At 71.0% G+C, this 20,233-nt stretch carries 21 protein-coding genes; 16 read left to right on the top strand and 5 right to left on the bottom strand.

The window, feature by feature from the left end; translation table 11 throughout:
* Positions 1-127: 127 nt before the first annotated feature.
* The 3 genes from JFB92_RS15205 to JFB92_RS15195 all read left to right on the top strand — a co-directional run bounded on the left by JFB92_RS15205 (position 128) and on the right by JFB92_RS15195 (position 2,126).
* Complete coding sequence (locus JFB92_RS15205; protein WP_199040482.1) at positions 128-865, top strand: hypothetical protein; 738 nt, start codon at positions 128-130, stop codon at positions 863-865.
* Positions 866-978: 113 nt separating this feature from the next.
* Positions 979-1,602, top strand: a complete 624-nt coding sequence (locus tag JFB92_RS15200; RefSeq protein ID WP_233163313.1) for an endonuclease V — start codon at positions 979-981, stop codon at positions 1,600-1,602.
* Positions 1,603-1,673: 71 nt separating this feature from the next.
* Positions 1,674-2,126 (top strand): hypothetical protein, encoded by a 453-nt coding sequence (locus JFB92_RS15195; RefSeq protein WP_199040476.1) that lies wholly within the window; start codon positions 1,674-1,676, stop codon positions 2,124-2,126.
* On the opposite strand, the gene JFB92_RS15190 is transcribed toward JFB92_RS15195, so the two are convergent.
* Positions 2,114-2,767 carry an MOSC domain-containing protein gene (locus JFB92_RS15190; protein ID WP_307789171.1) on the bottom strand — a complete coding sequence of 218 codons (654 nt, stop codon included), beginning with the start codon at positions 2,765-2,767 and terminating at the stop codon, positions 2,114-2,116. The two genes, JFB92_RS15195 and JFB92_RS15190, sit on opposite strands and share 13 nt — an antisense overlap.
* Before the next feature lie 71 nt (positions 2,768-2,838).
* Here JFB92_RS15190 and recO point away from each other — a divergent pair, with 71 nt between their 5' ends.
* Positions 2,839-3,585 carry a DNA repair protein RecO gene (recO, locus tag JFB92_RS15185; RefSeq protein WP_199040473.1) on the top strand — a complete coding sequence of 249 codons (747 nt, stop codon included), beginning with the start codon at positions 2,839-2,841 and terminating at the stop codon, positions 3,583-3,585.
* 9 nt (positions 3,586-3,594) lie between these two features.
* Here the strand turns inward: recO and JFB92_RS15180 are convergent, their stop codons facing one another.
* A complete protein-coding gene (locus tag JFB92_RS15180) occupies positions 3,595-4,833 on the bottom strand; it encodes a DUF5685 family protein (RefSeq protein ID WP_199040470.1) in 1,239 nt (412 codons plus the stop codon).
* A gap of 155 nt (positions 4,834-4,988) precedes the next feature.
* Here JFB92_RS15180 and JFB92_RS15175 point away from each other — a divergent pair, with 155 nt between their 5' ends.
* Positions 4,989-5,780, top strand: coding sequence for an isoprenyl transferase (locus JFB92_RS15175; protein WP_307789170.1), 792 nt, complete (start codon positions 4,989-4,991; stop codon positions 5,778-5,780).
* Here JFB92_RS15175 and JFB92_RS15170 read toward each other — a convergent pair.
* The gene (locus tag JFB92_RS15170; RefSeq protein WP_199040467.1) at positions 5,764-6,612 is read right to left on the bottom strand and encodes an ion transporter; all 849 of its coding nucleotides are present in this window, start codon (positions 6,610-6,612) and stop codon (positions 5,764-5,766) included. The genes JFB92_RS15175 and JFB92_RS15170 overlap by 17 nt on opposite strands.
* An 82-nt stretch (positions 6,613-6,694) precedes the next feature.
* Between JFB92_RS15170 and JFB92_RS15165 the strand changes: the two genes are divergently transcribed.
* The 9 genes from JFB92_RS15165 to JFB92_RS15125 all read left to right on the top strand — a co-directional run bounded on the left by JFB92_RS15165 (position 6,695) and on the right by JFB92_RS15125 (position 13,165).
* Positions 6,695-7,711, top strand: coding sequence for a permease (locus JFB92_RS15165; protein WP_199040464.1), 1,017 nt, complete (start codon positions 6,695-6,697; stop codon positions 7,709-7,711).
* Positions 7,708-8,424 (top strand): TIGR03943 family putative permease subunit, encoded by a 717-nt coding sequence (locus tag JFB92_RS15160; protein ID WP_199040461.1) that lies wholly within the window; start codon positions 7,708-7,710, stop codon positions 8,422-8,424. Before JFB92_RS15165 ends, JFB92_RS15160 begins: the two co-directional genes overlap by 4 nt.
* Before the next feature lie 128 nt (positions 8,425-8,552).
* Positions 8,553-9,599, top strand: coding sequence for a metal ABC transporter substrate-binding protein (locus JFB92_RS15155; protein WP_233163277.1), 1,047 nt, complete (start codon positions 8,553-8,555; stop codon positions 9,597-9,599).
* A 13-nt stretch (positions 9,600-9,612) separates the two neighbouring features.
* Positions 9,613-10,434 carry a metal ABC transporter ATP-binding protein gene (locus JFB92_RS15150; protein ID WP_199040454.1) on the top strand — a complete coding sequence of 274 codons (822 nt, stop codon included), beginning with the start codon at positions 9,613-9,615 and terminating at the stop codon, positions 10,432-10,434.
* Between the two features lie 8 nt (positions 10,435-10,442).
* The gene (locus JFB92_RS15145) at positions 10,443-11,321 is read left to right on the top strand and encodes a metal ABC transporter permease (protein ID WP_372451651.1); all 879 of its coding nucleotides are present in this window, start codon (positions 10,443-10,445) and stop codon (positions 11,319-11,321) included.
* 63 nt (positions 11,322-11,384) lie between these two features.
* Complete coding sequence (locus tag JFB92_RS26230) at positions 11,385-11,699, top strand: ArsR/SmtB family transcription factor (RefSeq protein WP_307789169.1); 315 nt, start codon at positions 11,385-11,387, stop codon at positions 11,697-11,699.
* A 70-nt stretch (positions 11,700-11,769) separates the two neighbouring features.
* On the top strand, positions 11,770-12,153 hold the full coding sequence (locus JFB92_RS15135; protein ID WP_199040445.1) for a Fur family transcriptional regulator: 384 nt from the start codon (positions 11,770-11,772) through the stop codon (positions 12,151-12,153).
* 11 nt (positions 12,154-12,164) lie between these two features.
* Entirely contained in the window at positions 12,165-12,524 is a 360-nt protein-coding gene (locus JFB92_RS15130) for an antibiotic biosynthesis monooxygenase family protein (RefSeq protein WP_199040442.1), read from the top strand.
* Positions 12,521-13,165, top strand: a complete 645-nt coding sequence (locus JFB92_RS15125) for a hypothetical protein (protein ID WP_199040439.1) — start codon at positions 12,521-12,523, stop codon at positions 13,163-13,165. The genes JFB92_RS15130 and JFB92_RS15125 overlap by 4 nt, the downstream gene beginning before the upstream one ends.
* Here JFB92_RS15125 and JFB92_RS15120 read toward each other — a convergent pair.
* On the bottom strand, positions 13,162-14,415 hold the full coding sequence (locus tag JFB92_RS15120) for a hypothetical protein (RefSeq protein ID WP_199040436.1): 1,254 nt from the start codon (positions 14,413-14,415) through the stop codon (positions 13,162-13,164). The genes JFB92_RS15125 and JFB92_RS15120 overlap by 4 nt on opposite strands.
* A gap of 174 nt (positions 14,416-14,589) precedes the next feature.
* Between JFB92_RS15120 and JFB92_RS15115 the strand changes: the two genes are divergently transcribed.
* Together JFB92_RS15115 and JFB92_RS15110 are read left to right on the top strand one after the other, a co-directional pair.
* Positions 14,590-17,478, top strand: a complete 2,889-nt coding sequence (locus JFB92_RS15115) for a hypothetical protein (protein ID WP_199040433.1) — start codon at positions 14,590-14,592, stop codon at positions 17,476-17,478.
* 213 nt (positions 17,479-17,691) lie between these two features.
* Positions 17,692-19,068: a glycine--tRNA ligase gene (locus JFB92_RS15110; protein ID WP_199040430.1), complete on the top strand. Its 1,377-nt coding sequence runs from the start codon at positions 17,692-17,694 to the stop codon at positions 19,066-19,068.
* A 25-nt stretch (positions 19,069-19,093) separates the two neighbouring features.
* On the opposite strand, the gene JFB92_RS15105 is transcribed toward JFB92_RS15110, so the two are convergent.
* A complete protein-coding gene (locus JFB92_RS15105; protein WP_199040428.1) occupies positions 19,094-20,233 on the bottom strand; it encodes a hypothetical protein in 1,140 nt (379 codons plus the stop codon).

Here is a 20,233-nt window from a genome sequence, read left to right as displayed (position 1 = left end):
CTTTCGGGGCGCTTCGGGGCAAGCCTGATCCGCTCTCAGCGGAGCCCTGGCACGAATCGGGGAAGTACCGTGCGGGCCGGGGCCATAGTGTGGGGTCCAGGCTAAGCATTCGAGGAGCGGAGGAGCCATGAGCGACTACGGGCAGTTCGACGACGACGTGGACTTCGGTGAAGCGGTCGAGGGTGCCGACGCCGACAACGTGTACGAGGAGGACGGTGTCGCCGTCGTCGACACCGACGGCGACGGCCACTTCGAGACCATCGCCTACGACGAGGACGGCGACGGCGAGTACGACACCTACGCGGTCGACAACACCGGCGACTACTACACCGACCAGGTCCAGGCCGACACCGACGGCGACGGCCAGATCGACGTCTCCGAGCGCGACACCGACGGCGACGGCCAGATGGACTACAAGCGCGTCGACACCGACGGCGACGGGTACATGGAGACCCTGCTGATGGACACCGACGGCGACGGCGAGTACGACGTCGAGATGGTCAACACCGATGGCGAGGGCAAGTTCGACGAGGTCACCATCGACGGCGAGACCGCCACCCTCGACGACGAGGGCGTCCTCCTCTCCGAAGAGGACACCGACGGCGACGGGGTGGTCGACACCGAGGCCTACGACGTGGACGGCGACGGCCAGGCCGACTACTTTCGGGTCGACTCCGACGGCGACGGCGACATGGACCAGATCGCGGTCGACCGCGACGGCGACCTCGAAGACCCCGACGCCCTCCTGGGCCAGGACGACGACAGCCGCTACATGGACGAGGTCCAGTACGGCGGCGGCGACGAGGGCCCGACCGACCCGATGGGCTCCGGCCCGCTCCAGGGCCCGCAGATCAAGCTGTTCTGACCCCGGGGAGCACCCCGAGGTCTTTGGTTAGGCTTGCGGGCGTGAGCGCCGACGCCCCGAACCCCCGCGGACCGTACGCCCGCCTGCCGGCCGACGAGGCCGAGGCGGTGGCGATGCAGTCGGAGCTGGCCAGCTGCGTCGTCGTCGCCGAACCGCCCGGCGACGTCGAATCCGTCGCCGGGCTCGACATCGCCTACGACAAGCGCAGCGACGAGGTGGTGGCCACTGCCGTGGTCCAGCGCCGCGGCGACCTCGCCGAACTCGACCGCTCGGTCGTCCGCGGCCGCTCCGAGTTCCCGTACGTGCCCGGCCTGCTGGCCTTCCGGGAGCTGCCGATGCTGCTGCGGGCGGTCGAGGCGCTCACCGTCGAACCGGACGCCTACCTCTGCGACGGCTACGGCCTGACACACCCGAGGCGCTTCGGTCTGGCCTGCCACCTCGGCATCGTTCTCGACACGCCCTCGATAGGCGTGGCCAAGAGCCCGCCCCACCTGCCGGTGGACGAACCCGGGCCCGTGCGGGGAGCGTGGACCTCGATCTACGGCGGCGAGGAGGTCATCGGCTGCGCCCTGCGCACCCGCGAGAACGTCAAGCCCGTGTACGTCTCGGTCGGCCACCGCTGCACCCTCGCCACCGCCCGCGACCTGGTGCTCGAACTGGCCCCCAGATACCGCCTCCCCGAACCGATCCGCGCCGCCGACCACCTCGGACGCCGCCGCCTCGCCGAACCGGGGTAGGGCAGGCGGTACCCCGGATTCGGCCGTGCGCCGCATGGCGCCCCACCGGGCGCGGCCATAGCGTTGAGGGCATGAAAACCCCAGGGACCGTCAAAGCCGCCGCCGTCTGCTGGGCGGTCGCGATCGCCGCCGGTGTCACCGAGACCGGCCTGGTCGTCACCGAACTGGCCATGGACGACGCCTTCGACGCCGGAGTCTGGACCGCCATCGGGCTCCGCTCGATCGTCTACACGGTCGCGGCGGCGCTCGTCGTGTTCTTCACGCTCGGCCGCCGCTGGGCCCGCACGGCCCTGACCGCGCTGCTGTCGGTGGTCGGCCTGGCGGCGATGGTCGTGCCCGCCGCGATGGAACTCGCCTCCGGTGCCGACTTCGCCGACGCCTTCGGCTCCGGGGGAGAACTGGCGGACCCGTTCCTGGCAGTGCGCCTGCTGCACATCGCCGCCGTGGTGGTCGCGACCGCGGCGATGTTCACTCCGGGGGCGAACGCCTACTTCGCCGGGCGGCGCGAGCTTCAGAGGTCGTAGCGGCGCTCCAGGAATTCGCGGTGGTCGTCGCCGAGGTGCGGGGAGTCCAGCAGCTCCATGGCCAGCGCTCTGTCGCCCATCCCGGCCCTGAACATCCGCTCGATGGTGATGTCGTGGTCGGGCCGGTCGACCACCTCCAGCTCGGCATCCTCGGAGACGGTGCCGGGGGAGACGACCTTCAGATAGGCGCCGGGGCGGGCCTCGGCGGTGAAGGTCTTCAGCCAGCCCTTCTCGGCGATCCAGCCGCGGAAGGTGTTGCAGGGGATCCTCGGGCTCGTCACCTCCAGGACCAGCCCGTCGGGGCCGGCCCAGCGTTCGCCGGTGCGGGCGCGGCCGAGGTCGTGGCCGGTGACGGTGAGGTTCTCGCCGAACGCGCCCTCGTGGAAGTCGCGGCCGAGGAGGCGCTCGAAGTGGTCGTAGTCGTCCCGCGAGTAGGCGTAGACGGCCTGGTCGGTGCCGCCGTGGTGCTCGATGTCGCCCACCCTGTCGCCTTCGAGGCCGACCTCGCCCGAGGGCTTGGGTCCGGCCGGGCGCACCGCGACCGGGCCCGGCACCGGCCGCTTGTCGATGCCGGTGAATCCGACGCCCTCTTTCCACTCGTTGGGGCGGACTCTGCCGATGTTCACGGAGATGATGCGCACGAGGCCAAACCTATGCGGGGGCCCCACCGATCGCAAGGCGTTATGTCCGGGCCCCGGGCTAGGCTTGCGGCGTGGGGGTCGGTACCAGGAAGCTCTTCCGCGACGACGCGGTGGTGCTGCGCACGTTCAAACTCGGGGAGGCCGACTCGATCGTGTCGCTGCTGGGCCGCGGCCGGGGCCGGTTCCGGGCCGTCGCCAAGGGACTGCGGCGCACCTCCTCGAAGTTCGGGGCGCGGCTGGCCCCGTTCGGGCACGTCGACCTCCAGCTCATCGAGGGCCGCGGCGAGCTGCACACCGTCACCCAGGCGGTCGGCCTGCACCTGTCGGGCGGCAAGATCAGCGCCGACTGGACCGCCTACACCGCCGCGTGCGTCATCGCCGAGGCCGCCGAGCGGCTCGTCCCCGAGGACCACCAGCCCGACCTCGACGTCTTCCAGCTCACCCTCGGCGCCTTCCGGGCCTTGGTCGAGACCGGGCTGCCGCCGCTGCTGGTCATGGACTCCTACCTGCTGCGCGGCATGAAGACCGCCGGCTGGGCCCCGTCGCTGAGCGAATGCGCCAGCTGCGGCAAGGACGGCGAGCACCGGGCCTTCGCCGTGCCCGCCGGCGGCGCGGTCTGCCGCGACTGCCGCCCCGGCGGCGCCGCCGTCCCCACCCCGGCGTCGATGGAGCTCATGCGGGCCCTGGAGATCGGCGACTGGAAACACGCCGCCGAGGCCGACGGCCGCGAACGCACCGAAGCGGCGGGCCTGATCGCCGCCCACTTCCAATGGCACTCCGAACGCCCCCTGAAGACCCTCAAGTACGTGCCCCACTGAGCCGCGCGCTCAACCGCAGTTGCAGTCTCCGCACCCGGAGCAGCAGCCGTCGCACCCATCGCAGTCGTCGCATCGCGAGCAGCATCGGCCGCGGCAGTCGCCGCAGCAGCGGTCGCAGCACTTGTCCCCGCAGCGGTCGCACGAGCAGTCGCAGTTCCAGCCGCTCGCGCAGCCGTCGCAGCTCCGGTCGGTGCAGGAGTCCGCGCACTTGGCCGCGCAGCACGCCTGGCAGCCGCAGGCGGCGACGATGAGTCCGCACATGCCGGCCCAGAAACCCTTGCCGGGCCTCCAGCCGGGCTCAGGCGGCGGCCCGCCGGGAGGACCCTGGTAGTGCGGCCCGGGCTCCTTGGGCGGACCCTGATCGGCCCCTGAGACCTGGTGGGAGGCGTTGGAGCACACGGTGCCGAAGCTCTTGGCGACCGCGTGGGAGGCGTAGCGGCCGAGCAGGAGCCGGGGCATGGTCGCGTCGGCCAGGTCCGCCGTCTCCAGAGCGGCCCCGAGGTCGGACAGGAGGCCGCGGGCGGTGCGGCGGGCCCGGTCGAGGGAGGTGCCGGTGGCTCGAAGCGGATTCCAGGCGCCGCGCCGCAGGTCGTCCTCGTAGTCGTCGGCGGCGTCGAGGAGGTGGGCGAGAGCGCCGAAGGCGGCTCCGGCGGCGCGGAAGGGCGCGATGTTGCCGGGGCGGTCGGCCAGTACGGCGGCGTGGGCGAACAGTTCGGCGGTGGCCTCGGCGGTCGGGGCGGTGACCGCCTCCAGGGCCGTGCCCGGCCCAGCGGCCGCCTCCGCGGCCTGCTGCAGGTCGATGGCGGCGGTGACCCGGTCGACGGGGAGGTCGATCGCGTCGCCGATGGCCAGCGCCTTGGCGCGGTAGCGGTCGGCGGTGCGGCGCGCGATGCCGGCGAAGCCGGGGCGGGAGGCCAGGCCGTCGCGATCGGCGCGGTGGTCGTCGAGTTTGGCGGCGGCCAGCAGGAGAGACGCGGAGGCGGCCAGACGGGGACCGCCCCCGGTGGGGATGCGCTGGCGGCGCATGCCTCGCAGAGCGCAGGGCCCGGCGGTGCGGGCGTCCTCCCGCGACTCGGTCTGGCCTTCGACGAGGGCCGACAGGGTCAGGGCGTCGTAGTTGGTCGTCAGCCGCGCGGCGTGCCCGGCCTCGTCGCGCAGTTCGAGGCAGAGTCCGCAGAAGTGGCCCATCCAGCGCGGTCTGAGGTCCTCGGGCGTGCGGGCAGGGCAGGGGGCGAGGATGCCGAACAACGAGCACTCCTATGGGCGGGGCCGGATTCCAGCGCATACTAGCCGCCCCGCGCAACCGGCCCGGGGAAGCGACCGGGCCCCGAATCGGCCGCCGCAGGTTCCGAGCTTCGGGCGGCGCTATTACGATCGAGTCCCGCCTGTCGATCGGAGGTCCAGTGAGCCGTCAGTACGAGCCGCCCAAGCCGCACCCTTCCGGTGCCCGGCCGCCGGTCATCCCCCGGGAGGTGCTGCCCAAGCACGTGGCGATCATCATGGACGGGAACGGCCGGTGGGCCAAGGAGCGCGGACTCAAGCGCACCGAGGGGCACACGATGGGGGAGACGTCGCTGTTCGACACCATCGAAGGCGCGATCGAGCTCGGCATCGGGACCCTGTCGGCCTACGCCTTCTCGACCGAGAACTGGCGGCGCAGCCCCGACGAGGTCCGCTGGCTGATGGGCTTCAACCGCGACGTCATCCACCGCCGACGCGACGAGCTGCACGCGATGGGGGTCCGCATCCGCTGGGCCGGGAGGCGCCCGAAGCTGTGGAAGAGCGTCATCGACGAGCTGCTGGTGGCCGAGGAGATGTCGAAGCGGAACGACAAGATCACCCTCCAGTTCTGCGTGAACTACGGCGCCCGCGCCGAGATCGCCGACGCCGCCGCCGCGCTGGCCCGCGACGTCAGGGACGGCAGGGTCAACCCGGACCGGATCACCGAGAAGACCTTCGGCCGGTACCTCTACAACCCGGACCTGCCCGATGTGGACCTGTTCCTGCGCCCCTCGGGCGAGCAGCGCACCTCCAACTACCTGGCCTGGCAGTCGGCATACGCCGAGCACGTCTACATGGACGTCCTGTGGCCCGACTTCGACCGGCGCCACCTGTGGCGGGCCTGCGAGACCTACGCGCGCCGGGACCGCAGGTTCGGCCGCGCCGAGCCGAACCCGGTCAGCGGAACGGAGTGAACTCCTTGGCCCGCTCCCGGTCGTCGGCCAACCGGTCCACCGTCTCCTGAAGCTTGTCGATCCGCTCCAGCAGCACGGCGGTGTCGGCCGAGACCTGGCCGTCCTCGTCGTCCATGCGCTGGGCCTCCTCCATGGAGGCCAGCACCACCCCGATGAGGACGTTCATGAGGACGAACGCGGCGAACAGTATGAATCCCACGAAGTAAGGGAGCGTCCACGGGTTCAGCGCCATCGACTCGCGGATGGTCGACCCCAGGTCGTCGAAGGTCAGCATCTGGAGCAGCACCAGCAGTGTGGTGCCCACCGAATCGAAATGGTCGGCGTCGTCGGAGCCGAAGGCGATCCAGCCGATCATCGCCCACAGGTACATGAACACTCCGGTCAGCGCGAACACCCCGCCCGACTTGGGCAGTGCCTTGCCCATCGCGACCAGGATGACTCGCAGCGACGCCATCCACCGGAAGATCCTGACCACGCGCAGCAGACGCAGGATCGTCGCGTTCTCCCGCAGTCCCGGCAGGAACGAGGCCACCACGATCACGAAGTCGAAGACGTTCCAGCCGCGCCGGAAGTACCGCCAAGGCTTGCGTCCGAAGGAGACCAGTCCCACGACCACCTCGAATGCGAAGAACGCCAGGCACACATGGTCGATCAGCGTCAGGGCCTCGCCGACCGCGTCCAGCGCGCCCTCGAAGGTCATCGCGCCCAGCACGGCGCCGTTGACGATGATGACGAGCATGGACAGCGTCTGGTATCGCTTGTCGCGCAGCATGGCCCGGCAGAACTCCGGGAGCCGCCTGTGACTGGTGGCGATCGAGGGCGGGATTTGCACCGACCCAGAGTAGTAAGCGCCGTCGTGCACACGGAACGGTGTCCGCCTCGCGTCCCGCGCACCGATACCGCAGAATGGTGACGTGAGCCGAGACCTCGCCGGGTCCGAGGCCGCGTCAACCGACGCCGCCGGACCCGCGCCACCGCCCCGCCGCCGCGGGCTGACCTCTGTCGAGGCCCTCGCGCTGCTCTTGGTCTTCGGCCTCACCGCCCGCCCCGGCCTCGCCGAACTGCTCGGAGGCGAGCTCTCCCAGGCATGGGCCGCCCGCTTCGTGGCCGTCGCCGTCCAGGCCATCCCGTTCCTGGTCGCCGGCACGCTCCTGTCGGCGGCCATCGCCTCGTTCGTGCCCGCCTCCTGGTTCACCCGCGCCGTGCCCAAGCGCACCGCCATAGCCGTCCCGGTCGCCGGACTCTCCGGCGCGGTGCTGCCCGGCTGCGAGTGCGCCTCGGTGCCGGTCGCCGGGGCCCTGGTCAAGCGCGGAGTCGCCCCGGCCGCGGCCTTCACCTTCATGCTCGCCTCCCCGGCGATCAACCCGGTGGTCATCGTCTCTACGTTCGTGGCCTTCTCGGGGCAGCCGGAGATGGTCGCTGCCCGCTTCTGCGCCTCCCTGGGAGCGGCGATCGCCATCGGCTGGCTGTGGGCCAAGCTCGGCCGCAGCGAGTGGCTGCGCCTGCCGGCCCACCGCGACCACGAGGACGGCAAGTGGGCCGCGTTCTGGTCGAGTCTTCGCGGTGACTTCGTGCAGGCAGGCGGCTACCTGGTCATCGGCGCGGCCATCGCGGCGACCCTCAACACGCTGGTGCCAGAGAGGTGGCTGGCCGTCGTCGCCGAGAACCCGGTCCTGGGGGTGCTGGCCCTGGCGGCCCTGGCCGTCCTGGTCTCGATCTGCTCCGAATCGGACGCGTTCGTGGCCGCCTCCCTGACCGCGTTCTCGCCCACCGCGCAGCTGGCGTTCATGGTCGTCGGCCCGTTCGTGGACATCAAGCTCATCGCGATGCACGCCGGCACCTTCGGCCGCGGCTTCGCGCTGCGGTTCACTCCCGCGGTCTTCTGCGTCGCGCTCCTGGCGGCCGTGGTGATGGGGGCGGTGTGGCTATGAGGCGAGATGCGCAGGCGGTGATCCTGCTCCTGCTCGGCGGCGGCATGATCCGCCTGATCGTCACCGGCGAATACCTCAACTACGTCAAGCCCTACGCGTTCTGGCTGGTCCTGCCCGCCGGGATCATCCTCGTCGTCACCGCGGTCGTGACCGCCTGGATGGCCTGGCGGGACCGCGGAGAGCCCGGAGCGGACGCCCACGGGCACGACCAAGGCCGCTCCAAGGTCGCCTGGCTGCTGCTGGCTCCGGTGGTCGGGATGCTCCTGGTCGCCCCCGACGCCCTCGGCTCCTACGAGGCCGAGCGCACCGGCACGGCGCTGGGCGCCGAGGAGAACCGCTCGACCTACCCCGAGCTGCCCGACGACGTCGACCCGGTGCCGCTGACCCTCATGGACTACGCCGCCCGCGCCGTATTCGACGACGGGATCACCCTGGAGGACCGCCGGATCCAGCTGCGCGGCTTCATCCTCTACGACGGGGACGAGCCCCAGCTGGCCCGCATGGTCGTCGCCTGCTGCGCCGCCGACGCCCGCCCGGTCAAGATCGGTTTCGAGGGCGACGTGCCGGAGGGCCTAGAGCCCGACCAGTGGGTCGAGGTCGTCGGCGTCTACACCCCGCGCGAGGGCCGCGACGAGATCAACGGCGAACTGGTCCCGTACATCGAGGTCGAATCGGTTACCAAGATCGAGTCGCCCGACAACGAATACCAGTGACAACGATCATGGCGCGCATGGCGCTCGAATGTTCACGCAGGTGAAGACGGTCGAACTTCCGGAGGGTCACACATTAGGTGTTGACAATGATTGTCATCTCTAGGCAAGCTTCGATAATGCGTCGACAAATGTTCACCCTGCCCATCGCCGGGCTCATCGCCGCCGCCGCGCTGTCGGCCTGCGGTGACGACTCGGCTTCCGCTGACGGCGAGATCGACGTCGTCGCGGGCTTCTACCCGCTGGCCTTCGCCGCTGAACAGGTCGGCGGTGACCGAGTCAATGTGTCCAACCTCACCCCGGCCGGCGTCGAGCCGCACGACCTCGAACTCTCCCCCAGCGACATCGTCGAGATCGAGCAGGCTGACCTGGTCGTCTACCTCGAAGGGTTCAGCCCTGCGCTCGACGACGCCGTCGAGGAATACGCCTCGGACAAGTCCCTCGAGGTATCCGAAGCCCTCGACCTGCTCGACTACGACGACACCGAATTCCTCGAAGAGGACCACGAGGACGAGCACGCCGAAGAGGACGAGCACGCCCACGACGATGAGCACGCCCACGACGACGAAGGCGAGCACACCGAAGAGGCCACCGAAGAGGACGAGCACGCCGAAGACGAGGACGAGGCCGGACACGACCACGACCACGAGGCCGAAGGCACCGACCCCCACGTCTGGCTCGACCCGAGGCGCTACGCCGCGATCGGCGAACTCATCGGCGGCCAGCTGACGGGGATCGACGCCGAGGGCGACCAGGACTTCCTCGACGGCGTCGGCGACTTCACCGCCGAACTGGAGGCTCTCGAGCAGGAGTACACCGAGGGCCTGGAGAACCGCACCAGCGACGACATCGTCACCTCCCACGCCGCCTTCGGCTACCTGGCCGAGCGCTACGGCCTCCACCAGATCGCCATCTCCGGCCTGAGCCCCGACCAGGAGCCCTCCTCGCAGCGCATGGCCGAGATCGCCGAGTACGTCGAGGAGCACGGGGTGACCACGATCTTCTTCGAGACCCTCGTCCCCTCCGACATCGCCGACACCATCGCTGCCGAGACCGGAGCTGAGACCGCCACCCTCAACCCGCTCGAGGGCCTGACCGAGGACCAGGACGGCGAGGACTACTTCAGCATCATGCGCGACAACCTCGCCGTGTTGCAGGAAGCCCTCGGTGCGGCATAGGCACAATCAATCCATGCCCGTAATAGCAACCCGCGGCGCGACCGTCTCCTACGGCGGTCGCGCCGTCGTACGCGGCGTGGACCTCGCCGTCGAAGCCGGGGAGTCCGTCGCCCTCATGGGCGCCAACGGTTCCGGGAAATCCACACTGGTCAAGGCCATCGTCGGTCTGGTCCCGGCCGCCGGAGGCGATATCGAGCTGTTCGGCACCGCCCAGCGCCGCTTCCGCGACTGGAAGCGCGTCGGCTACGTCCCCCAGCGCACCGGCGCGGCCTCCGGCGTCCCGGCCACCGCCGCCGAGGTCGTCGGCCAGGGCCGCCTGGCGCACCGCTTCCTCGGCATGCCCGCCCGCCGCGGCGACCGCGAGGCGGTCCGGCGCAGCCTCGAAGAGGTCGGCCTGGCCGAGCACGCCCGCTGCGCGGTCGACACCCTCTCCGGCGGCCAGCAGCAGCGCGTCCTCATCGCCCGCGCCCTCGCCACCGACCCCGACGTGCTGATCATGGACGAGCCGACCGTCGGCGTCGACGCCGAGACTCAGACCGCCCTCGCCGAGGTCGTCGCCGCCCGCCTCGACGCCGGATGCGCCGTCCTGCTGGTCACGCACGAGATCGGGCCGCTCACCGACCGGCTCGACCGCGCCGTGGTCCTCGCCGACGGCCGCGTCGTCCACGACGGCGAGCCCCCGCGCCCGGTCGGCGAGCACGCCGACCCGCGCCACCAGCACATGCACCCGCACCCGTCGCCCGATTCGGTTCCCGAACCGGACGGGACCGCGCCCCGGCTCGATTTCGGGCGCTCCAGCGGGACCTCCGAAGCCGATCTGTGGGGCGGCGAATGAACTTCGACCTGTCGATCCTCCAATACGAGTTCATGCAGCGCGCCCTCATCAGCGCGCTGGTCGTCGGCCTGTGCGCCCCGGCCGTCGGCGTCTTCCTCGTCCAGAAGCGCCTGGCGCTCATCGGCGACGGACTCGGCCACATCGCGCTCACCGGCGTCGCGATCGGCTTCCTGACCTCCACCGAGCCGATCTGGACCACCCTCGCCACCACCGTCGCCGCCGCCCTGGTCATGGAGCTGCTGCGCAGCCACTCCAAGACCTCCGGCGACGTCGCCCTGGCCATGCTGTTCTACGGCGGCATCGCCGGCGGCGTCTACCTGACCGGCATCGCCTCCGACAAGGGCGTGGCCAACCTCCACTCCTACCTGTTCGGATCCCTGCTCACCGCCGGATGGGCGGAGGTGTGGACCATCGTCGCCGGAGGCACGGCGGTCGCCGTCCTGATGCTCCTGCTGCGGCCGTGGATGTCGGCCATCTGCGCCGACGAGCAGTACGCGCGCGTCGCCGGCCTCCCGGTGGCCGGGCTCAACCTGCTCCTGCTGATCACGACCGCGGTGACCGTCTCGGTCTCCATGCGCGCGGTCGGCCTGCTCCTGGTCAGCGCCCTGCTGGTGATCCCGGTGGTCACCGTCCAGCAGTTCACCGGCTCTTTCCGCGCCACCATGTTCGGCGCGATGGGCGCCGGGTTCGTCATCGCCGGGGCCGGAGTCATGGCCTCGGCCGTCCAGGACGTCCCTCCCGGGGCGACCATCGTGCTCATCGGCGTCGCCGCGTTCATCGTCTGCGCCGCCCTGGCCTCGCTGGTCCACCGCCTCCGGCGCACCCGGCGGCGCCACCTGCCGCCCGAAGGCGAGCCGCTCGAGGTCGAATTGCCGGTAGGGGGATGATTTTCAATGCCGAGAGGGGCACCTCGGCAGGTCGAAGTCCGGCAGACGCGATACTTTTGCCCTGTGCGGACTGAAACCGAGCTTGCCGAGTCCACGCCCGCCGACTACGAGTCGGCGGGGGAACTGCTGCGGGCCCTGGCCGCGCCGCTGCGGATCGCCATCGTGATGGAGCTGGCCCAGGGACCCAAGTACGTCCACCAGATCGTCGAGACGCTCGGCGTGACGCAGCCGCTGGTCTCACAGCATTTGCGGGTCCTCCGCGGGGCGGGTATCGTGCGCGGGGCCCGGTCGGGACGGGAGATCTCGTACAGTCTGATCGACGACCACATCGCCCACATCGTCACCGACGCCGTCAACCACGCCAAGGAGGAGCGCTAAGTGGGCCCGCCGGTCACCCACCGCAACCCGAACTGGAGTGAACACTGTGTCTAAGCCGCCGACGGAGAACATGGCGCGGTCCACCAAGCAGCGGACCGCGATCCTGGAGCTGCTGGAGAGCGACGACGCCTTCCGCAGCGCCCAGGACCTGCACGCCATCCTCCGCGAGAGCGGGTCCAAAATCGGGCTGACCACCGTCTACCGCACCCTCCAGGCCTTCGCCGACGCCGGAATGGTGGACGTCATGCGCCTGCCCGGCGGCGACCACCTGTACCGGCTGTGCGGCGCCGAGGAGCACCACCACCACCTGGTGTGCCGCTCGTGCGGCAAGACCGTCGAAGTCGCCGGGCCCACCGTCGAGCGCTGGGCCGGCAAGGTGGCCGCCGAGCACGGGTTCACCGACGTCGGGCACACCCTCGAACTCCACGGACTGTGCGCCTCGTGTTCGAAGTAGGCTGAAGGGCGATGCTGGTTCTGTATCGTTTCGCCGTCCCCGAACGGGAAACGGATGATTTCGCGCGCGAGGCCGAGACCGCGCTCTCGGCCCTGGCCTCCTGCCAGGGCTACGAACGCGGCGGGCTGTCCCGCGCCGTCGACGACGATGACACCTGGCTGCTGTGGACCGAGTGGGCCGGCGTGGGCGCCTACCGCCGCGCGCTGTCGAACTACCAGGTGAAGATGTCGACGCCGCTGCTGTCTCGGGCGCTGCCGGAGGCGTCGGGCTTCGAGGTCCTCGCCGAGTGCGCCCCCGGCGGCGAACCGGTTCGCTCCGGTTCCGACCGCGCCGACGACCCCGACGCCGCCCGCCGGGAGGCCGCCACATGAGCGACGCCTCCGAGCCGGCGCGCACCGAAACCGCGCCCACTGGAGTCTCCGATCCCGAACGGCCGGAGAACTCCGCTCCCGAACCCGGGGCGGCCGACTCCACCGAGGAGGCCCTAGCGCTGCCGCCGACCACCGCCGACCGCGAGCCGACGGCGCCCTCCCCGGTCGAGGAGTACCCCGCCCCGGCGGGCGTCCCGGTACCGTTCGCGGCCCCGCCGTCCGAACGCGACCGCGGCCGCTTCGCGACCAAGCTCGTCCTCGGCATCCTCGGCGGCGTCGGGATCGCGGGCGCGGTCATCCTGGCGCTGGTGATCTCCTCGGTCGTGTTCCTCAACTCCGTCTACGACCGGCTCGAGGACACCGCCGCGAGCTTCATGGACGACGTGGCCGCCCAGCGCTGGGACCAGGCCCACAACCGGCTATGCCCCAGCCTGAGGGAGGACCCGGTCGACTCCTTCGTCGACGAATGGGAGACCTGGGACGCCGACGGGGCCGAGGTCGTCTCACTGCGGGAGACCGCGGTCGGCGGCGAGGTCCTGATGGAGCTCGACGACGGCTCCAACGTGGTCCTCGACCTGCACATCGACCAGTCCGACGGCAACATCGACGCCTCCGTCTGCGGCTGGGAGCACGACGCCTAATACCGGGGCGGATACGGCGGCTGCTGCGGCCCGCCCGGAGGCGCGGCGAACTGCGTCGGCGGTCCTGTCTCCTGCGGGGGCTGCCCGGGAGCGTGGACGACCATCACCAGCGGTGCCGCGGGCCTGCGCGGCGTCCAGCGCCGCACTCCCGGCAGGAACACCATGATCACGACCAGCGCGATCAGCCCGGCCCGGACGTAGCTGAAGGCGACCGAGGAGGCGATGGGCCCTTCCAGGTCGGCCCGGATGGCCTCGGGGTAGTCGGCGAAGTGGGCGTGCTCATCAGCCCAGCGGATGAGGTAGAACGCGTACGGACCGATCACCAGCGGGGGCCAGACGAAGGTGAACACCCGTCCCGCGAACCTTCCTTTCAGCAGCAGGATCGCGGAGACGAGGGCACCGATGACGGTCACGAGCCCGATGATCAGCGGGTACCAGTACACCTCCCAGAAGCGCGGGCGCCGAATCAGCTCGCTGACCGTGTAGTCGTGGATGCTGCTCTGGTAGTTGAACTCGGCGACGATCTCTCCCGCCTGCCACAGGAACATCCCGATCAGCGCCGCGAACGCGATCAGCGCGACGTTCACCGTCGCCGGACGGTTCGCCGGCCGCTCCGGTTCCCGGGCCGGCCCGGAAGCGGCCGCCGTCGGCGCGCCGGAGGCCGCGCCCGGCGCCATGCCCGGCATCGCCGCGGCCGAGACCTCGCCTCTCTGGATGCGGTGCATCAGGATCCAGGCCCGCGCCGACTTGCTCGCCAGCAGGCCCAGCAGGATTCCGTAGGGCCCGGCGAGCACCCCGCCGACGATGAGCGAGAGCCAGGCGGTCTCGATGAAGATGACGCCGAAGACGATCGAGGCGCACGACAGCGCCAGGCCGAGGATGACCGTCACCAGTGTCCAGATCCAGGCCCAGCGCTTGCCGCGGCCGATCTGGACGGGGCTCAGCAGCGCCTGGACGGTCGTGTAGAGCGTGTAGGCCAGAGCGATCAGCCCGAACGGGCTGAAGAATTCGATCAGGGAGATGACCGAGAGGGCGTCGCCGATGATGCCGATCGCCGAGAAGATCCACAGGATCGCCTGGATGCCGGTCACCGTGCCGGGCTTGTTCATCGTCATCTGCGGCGGTGGCGCCTGGCCGGGGACCGGCTGGTCGGCGCGGACCGGCACGGGTCCGTAGGCGCCGCCGGGACCGGCCTGCGGGGGAGGCGGATACGCCGGTTGAGGGGGATTCGACTGGGGTGGGAAGGTCACGTCGCTACCTCGCGTGTGGGGCCGGATGCAACGGTCAGATTACCCGATATCGACAAGGGCGTCGGCTCGCGCGGGTTTGCTAACCTGACTCACGCCGACCTACCTCCGAGCGAAGCGGGAAGACCGCGCCCTTGTTCGCACCTACCGGAACACATCACAAAGGACTGACCCTCGATGCAGACCCCCGACCCGGACGAGATCTGGAGACTGCTGAACGAGATCCGTTTCGAGGAGGCGGGTGAGGCCAAGGTCGAGGCCCTGGAGAAGGCCGTCGAGGCGGCCGACGCGATCGGGGACCCCGCGCTGGTCAACTACGCCCTTTCCGGCCTGGTCGACGCCTACGAGTTCTCGCGCGACTCCACCCGCCTGCTGGCCCCGTTCGCGCGGCTGCTGCGCAACTTCGACTCCCGGCCCGAGCACTTCGACGGCTACCTGACCAGGTCGCTGTACTGGACCTTCAAATGGATCGTCGACAAGATGATCGAGCAGCCCGACGTGCCCCTGGAGTCGATCGAGCACTGGCTGTCCGAGATGCGCCGCCGCTACGCCGAGGCCGGGTACACGATGAACGCCCCCGCCGCCTACGAGATGCAGCTGGCCTACCACGTGGGCGACCGCGACCGCGTCCTGCGGACCATCGAGGAGCTCGGCGCGTCCGAAGAGGACGACATGAGCGACTGCGCCGCCTGCCGCCACTCCGGCCTCGCCAAGATCATCTTCGACGCCGAGGACGACGGCGCGGCCGAGGCCATGAAACTGCTCGACCCGATCTTGGACGGCGAGCACAACTGCGCCCACCAGCCCCACTTCGCCCTCGCACTGTCCCTGGTGCCGCTGGTCGAACTCGGACGCGGCGACCGGGCCCGCGCCAACCACCTCCGCGGCTACACCATGTGCCGGGGCAAAGAGGACATGGTCCACATGATCGCCCTGCACGCCGAGTTCTGCGCCCTGACCGGCAACGAGGCCCGCGCCGTCGAGATCCTCGCCGACCACGCCCGCTTCTTCGACCTCGACCTGGGCGTGCGCGACCGCCAGCGGCTCCTCGAGATCGCCGTCCTGACCTGCAAGCGGCTGGGCGCCCTCGGACTGTCCGGCGCCGCCGTCCCCGGACCGGCCGGTCGCGAGTGGAGCGCCGCCGAACTCCACGACTGGGCCGACGCCGAGCGCCGCGCCATCACCGCCCGCTTCGACGAGCGCAACGGCGGCGACCACCACTCGCGCCGCTCCGACGCGTTCGTGTCCTCGCCCCCCTACGAGGAACGGGTCCACCTCGGACTCAAGGAGCTGGCCCGCCCCGCGCCGATCGCCCCCGACCTCCCCGAGACGGTCTCCGGCGCCGACCTCGACCAGGCCATCGACGCCGCCTACGCCGCCTTCGACGACTGCGCGTCCGACACCTGGAAGCGGTGGCTGCGCGTCGGCGCGATCGCCGAGCGCCTCGGCATCGAGCTGATCGCCGACCACCGGGCCGAGATCGCCCACTCCGAGGCCTCCCTGACTTCCGACCACGACCGCGCCCGCGCCCACCTCGCCCGCGCGGCGGAGCTGTTCGGCCTGGCCGGGCAGCCCGGCCGCGCCCTGGTCGCGAACGCCTTCGCCGTCCTCCACCGGGCCGGCGGCGAACCCGAGCGGGCCGGCGCCGAGGCCGCCGAGGTCCTGGCCGAGACCTGGCGGCTCCGCGCCGAGCAGCTCATCGACGACCGCAGCTTCCACACCGTCCAGCTGCTGTGCCTGCGGAGCGAGTACATCGCAGCCGGAGACGACCGCACCGTGCTCCCGCCCGACCTCGACGAGCGCGCCCGCGAACTCGAGGAGTCCCTGGACGGCCGCGCCGAATGCTGGGCCTCGGTCCGCCGCTGCGAACTGGCCGAACTGCGCGCCCACCTCGCCGCCGACGCCGGGACCGAGATCGCCCTGCTCCGCGGCGCCCTCGACCACGCGAAGGCGGCCCGGGCGCATTGGGCCGCCGCCCGCATCTGCGCCGACCTGGCCGACCGGATCGCGCTGACCGGCGAGTACGAGGCGGCCTTCGCGCTCTGCCGCGAAGGCATCTCCCACCTGGGGGGCGAGCCGAACCAGGCCGTGGCGGCCAAGCTCCACCTCCAGTCGGCCGAGTTCCACATGCGCTTCGGGGACTACACGGCCACCTTCGACAGCGCCTTGAACGCCGCGGTCCACTGCGACGCGGCGGAGATGGAGATCCCGGCCGCCATCGCCCGCCACCTCATGGGCGTCGCCCTCATCGAACTGGACCGCCGCGCCGAGGCGGTGCCCGTCCTCGAGGCGGCCTTGGCCGACCTGCCCGACACCGAGCTCTGGCGGGTGTGCACGGTCAGGTTCAACCTCGCCGAGTCCTACGACCGGCTCGAGGAGACGCGCCGGGCCGCCGAGCACGGACTGGCCTCGCTCGCGCTGCTGGAGAACGCCGACGACGAGTACTCCGCCCGCCTGTACTGCGACACGCTGTTCCTGACCGCGGAACTGCTCGAGAAGCTCGGCGAGTACGAGCACTCCCTGGAGGTCTACACCCGCGCGGCTGCCGCCGCCGAGCACATCGGGGACCTGACCGCCTGGACCCGGGTGAGCCGCGCCCGGGTGTGGCTGCTGCGCACCGTCGCCGGGGACGACGCCTTCGCCGAGGGCCTCCAGACGATGGCCCGCATCGCCGCCCGCCTGCTCGAGATCCGCGCCGACGAGGGCGCCGTCGCGGACGCCCGCGAGATCTGCCGCTTCGAGCTGGGCGAGACCTACCGTCAGCACGCGCAGCTGACCTTCCAGTTCCTGGAGGCCAACGCCGGAGAGCGGGGCCTGCATCGCGACGAGGCCGAGCCCGTGCTCGACCTCCAGCGGCGCGCACTGGCGGTCTTCCGCGACGGGCCGCTGATGCTGGAACGGGCGATCCTGACCGCGCACCAGACCATGTGGCTGCTGGCCGAGCTCGGCGACGCCGCCGGGGCGGTCGCGGTCGGCGAGGACGCCCTGACCTGGCTGGCCTCCCCCGAGCACGCCGAGGCCCGCGAGGGCTTCGAACAGCACCTGACCGACCTGCGGCAGCGTTGACTCGTATCGCTGTCGGGAGAGGGGTCATCAGAGGGCGGGCCGCTGCGAGGTAGGCTTGCTCAGCGGTTGGCCCTCCACGGCGACGCCCGCGAAGCCACAGATTCGCACCAGCGGCTCTCGTCCCACTGCGAATCGGATTCGACCGGCCTACCGCGCCTTCTGAGAAAATTACTGTTGTCTCACCGACCGCCAGCCGGATCGAGAGGAATCATCGTGTCCCACGACCGTACCGACGCACTCATCAGCCTGTGCAAGCGCCGCGGCTTCGTCTTCCCCAGCTCGGAGATCTACGGAGGTACCCGCTCGGCCTGGGACTACGGACCCCTCGGCGTGGAGCTGAAGGAGAACATCCGCCGCGAGTGGTGGAACTCCATGGTGCGGAGCCGGGACGACGTGGTCGGCCTCGACTCGGCTGTCGTGCTCAACCCGCAGGTCTGGGAGGCCAGCGGCCACCTCAAGGAATTCGTCGACCCGCTCACCGAGTGCCAGTCGTGCCACAAGCGCTTCCGCGCCGACCACCTCATCGAGGCCTACCAGGAGAAGCACGACGGCCGCGAGCCCGAGGGCGGCCTGGCCGACCTGGCCTGCCCCAACTGCGGCGCCCGCGGCTCGTTCACCGACCCGCGCATGTTCAACGGCCTGATGAAGACCTACCTCGGCGCCACCGAGGAGAGCGAGAACGAGCACTACCTGCGCCCGGAGACCGCGCAGGGCATCTTCGTGAACTTCACCAACGTGATGACCTCCTCGCGCAGGAAGCCGCCGTTCGGCATCGCCCAGACCGGCAAGTCCTTCCGCAACGAGATCACGCCGGGCAACTTCATCTTCCGCACCCGCGAGTTCGAGCAGATGGAGATGGAGTACTTCGTCGAGCCGGGCACCGACGAGGAGTGGTTCGACTACTGGATCCAGCAGCGCTGGGACTGGTACGTCGACCTCGGCCTCTCCGAGTCGAACCTGCGGCGCTTCGAGCACCCCAAGGACAAGCTCAGCCACTACTCCAAGCGCACCATCGACATCGAGTACCGCTTCCAGTTCGGCGGCGGCGAGTTCGGCGAGCTCGAGGGCATCGCCAACCGCACCGACTTCGACCTGTCCACCCACGCCGCCCACTCCGGGGTCGACCTGTCCTACTTCGACCAGGCCAAGGGCGAGCGGTGGACGCCGTACGTCATCGAGCCCGCGGCCGGCCTCACCCGCTCGGTCCTGGCCTTCCTGCTGGAGGCCTACGACGTCGACGAGGCCCCCAACACCAAGGGCGGGGTCGACAAGCGCACCGTCATGCGCTTCGACCCGCGCCTGGCCCCGGTCAAGGCCGCGGTGCTGCCGCTGTCCCGCAACGAGAAGCTCTCGCCGAAGGCCAAGGACCTGGCCGCGCGGCTGCGCCGCCACTGGAACGTCGACTTCGACGACGCCGGAGCCATCGGCCGCCGCTACCGCCGCGCCGACGAGATCGGCACGCCCTACTGCATCACCGTCGACTTCGACACCCTCGAAGACCAGGCCGTGACCATCCGCGACCGCGACTCGATGAAGCAGGAGCGCGTCGCGATCGACCAGGTCGAACGCTTCCTGATCGAGCGCCTCTGACGATCCGCGGAGGGCGGCGGGGGCTTCAGCTCCCGCCGCCCTCGCTCTGCTCTGGAAGCCGCTCGAACTCGAGATCGGGTTCGGCCAGCGCCTGACCGGCCATGTCCTCGTAGCGGTCGGCGCGCCGCATGACCCGCTGCCAGCGCGACTCGAGCGCCGGGTGGCGCTCGTGGCGCCGGTGGGCCATGGCGATGAAGTTGAACCGGGCCACCACGCGCGCGATCCCGCCGCCGACCCGGACGTCGGTCTCCCCGGCGACGCCTGCGACCTCGTAGCCGCCGATCCCGTCGATCTCGACCCGGAGCCGGTGCATCCCGGCCCCGGCCGGGATCCACCATGTGCCCCAGGCCGCGCCCAACTCGCGTCCGTCGAGGGTCACCCGCGGCGGCGCCACCCAGTCGACCAGCTCGTTGAAGTAGAACTCGTAGTAGGTCGCGCGCACGGTGTCGCGCAGCCGCTTGGTGAAGCCGATCATGTTCAGCGTGCGCGACCGCGGGCGCACCCGCAGCACGATCCCCGACCGCCCCGCGGGCGGGGACACCGCGGCCGGAAGCACCTGCGCGCCGCCGCCCATGGGGACCGGACCGGTGGCGACCTCACCGGCGTCGGGGACTTTCCGCCGCGAAGCCAGCCAGACGAGGAGCCCGCCGACGACCGCGACCGCGGTGGCCGCCACGAGCGCCCCGGCGACGGCCTGTCCGGGTTCGAGCCCGAGCGAGGCGCCGAAGACCCCGACGAGCGCGCCGACGACGGCCAGGGCGAGGAACCACAGCCCGACGCCGCAGCCGAAGGCTCCCCACCCGGCCGACCGGTTCACGGCGAAGGCCCGGTCCACGTACGGCTTGGAGCCGACGAACAGCCGGTCCTCGCCGCCGAGCCGGTCCCGCTTGTACGCGATCCGCAGCTCCGCGGTCTCGTCCTCGGCGAGGTCGACCAGCACGGTCTCGTACGTCTGCTTGACCATGACCTCGACCCGGTGCTTCCCGGGCCGCAGCGGCACCTCCATGCGGCGGTCGGACCCCCGCTCGGGATGCTCGTCGACGGCGCTGCCGTCCACGCGGACGGCCGGCGAGGCGCCGCCCCGCAGAACCACTCCGGTCACCGAATCAGGATCGATGTCCTCGGTCTCGACGCGCGGGGCGTGGATGATCAGGCGCGCGCCCAC

The organism is Glycomyces salinus, from assembly GCF_016428645.1.
Taxonomy (GTDB): domain Bacteria; phylum Actinomycetota; class Actinomycetes; order Mycobacteriales; family Micromonosporaceae; genus Glycomyces; species Glycomyces salinus.
Note: the sequence above shows the minus strand (reverse complement) of the source record. Positions and strands in the feature narration are given on the sequence as shown.

Excerpts from the sequence above, each read along its gene's own strand:
- JFB92_RS15200 (WP_233163313.1), top strand. The coding sequence starts at position 979 with ATGCAGTCGGAGCTGGCCAGCTGCGTCGTCGTCGCCGAACCGCCCGGC.
- JFB92_RS15135 (WP_199040445.1), top strand. The coding sequence starts at position 11,770 with ATGGCGCGGTCCACCAAGCAGCGGACCGCGATCCTGGAGCTGCTGGAG.
- JFB92_RS15150 (WP_199040454.1), top strand. The coding sequence starts at position 9,613 with ATGCCCGTAATAGCAACCCGCGGCGCGACCGTCTCCTACGGCGGTCGC.
- JFB92_RS15155 (WP_233163277.1), top strand. The coding sequence starts at position 8,553 with ATGTTCACCCTGCCCATCGCCGGGCTCATCGCCGCCGCCGCGCTGTCG.
- JFB92_RS15205 (WP_199040482.1), top strand. The coding sequence starts at position 128 with ATGAGCGACTACGGGCAGTTCGACGACGACGTGGACTTCGGTGAAGCG.
- JFB92_RS15160 (WP_199040461.1), top strand. The coding sequence starts at position 7,708 with ATGAGGCGAGATGCGCAGGCGGTGATCCTGCTCCTGCTCGGCGGCGGC.
- JFB92_RS15125 (WP_199040439.1), top strand. The coding sequence starts at position 12,521 with ATGAGCGACGCCTCCGAGCCGGCGCGCACCGAAACCGCGCCCACTGGA.
- JFB92_RS15130 (WP_199040442.1), top strand. The coding sequence starts at position 12,165 with ATGCTGGTTCTGTATCGTTTCGCCGTCCCCGAACGGGAAACGGATGAT.
- JFB92_RS15195 (WP_199040476.1), top strand. The coding sequence starts at position 1,674 with ATGAAAACCCCAGGGACCGTCAAAGCCGCCGCCGTCTGCTGGGCGGTC.
- JFB92_RS15115 (WP_199040433.1), top strand. The coding sequence starts at position 14,590 with ATGCAGACCCCCGACCCGGACGAGATCTGGAGACTGCTGAACGAGATC.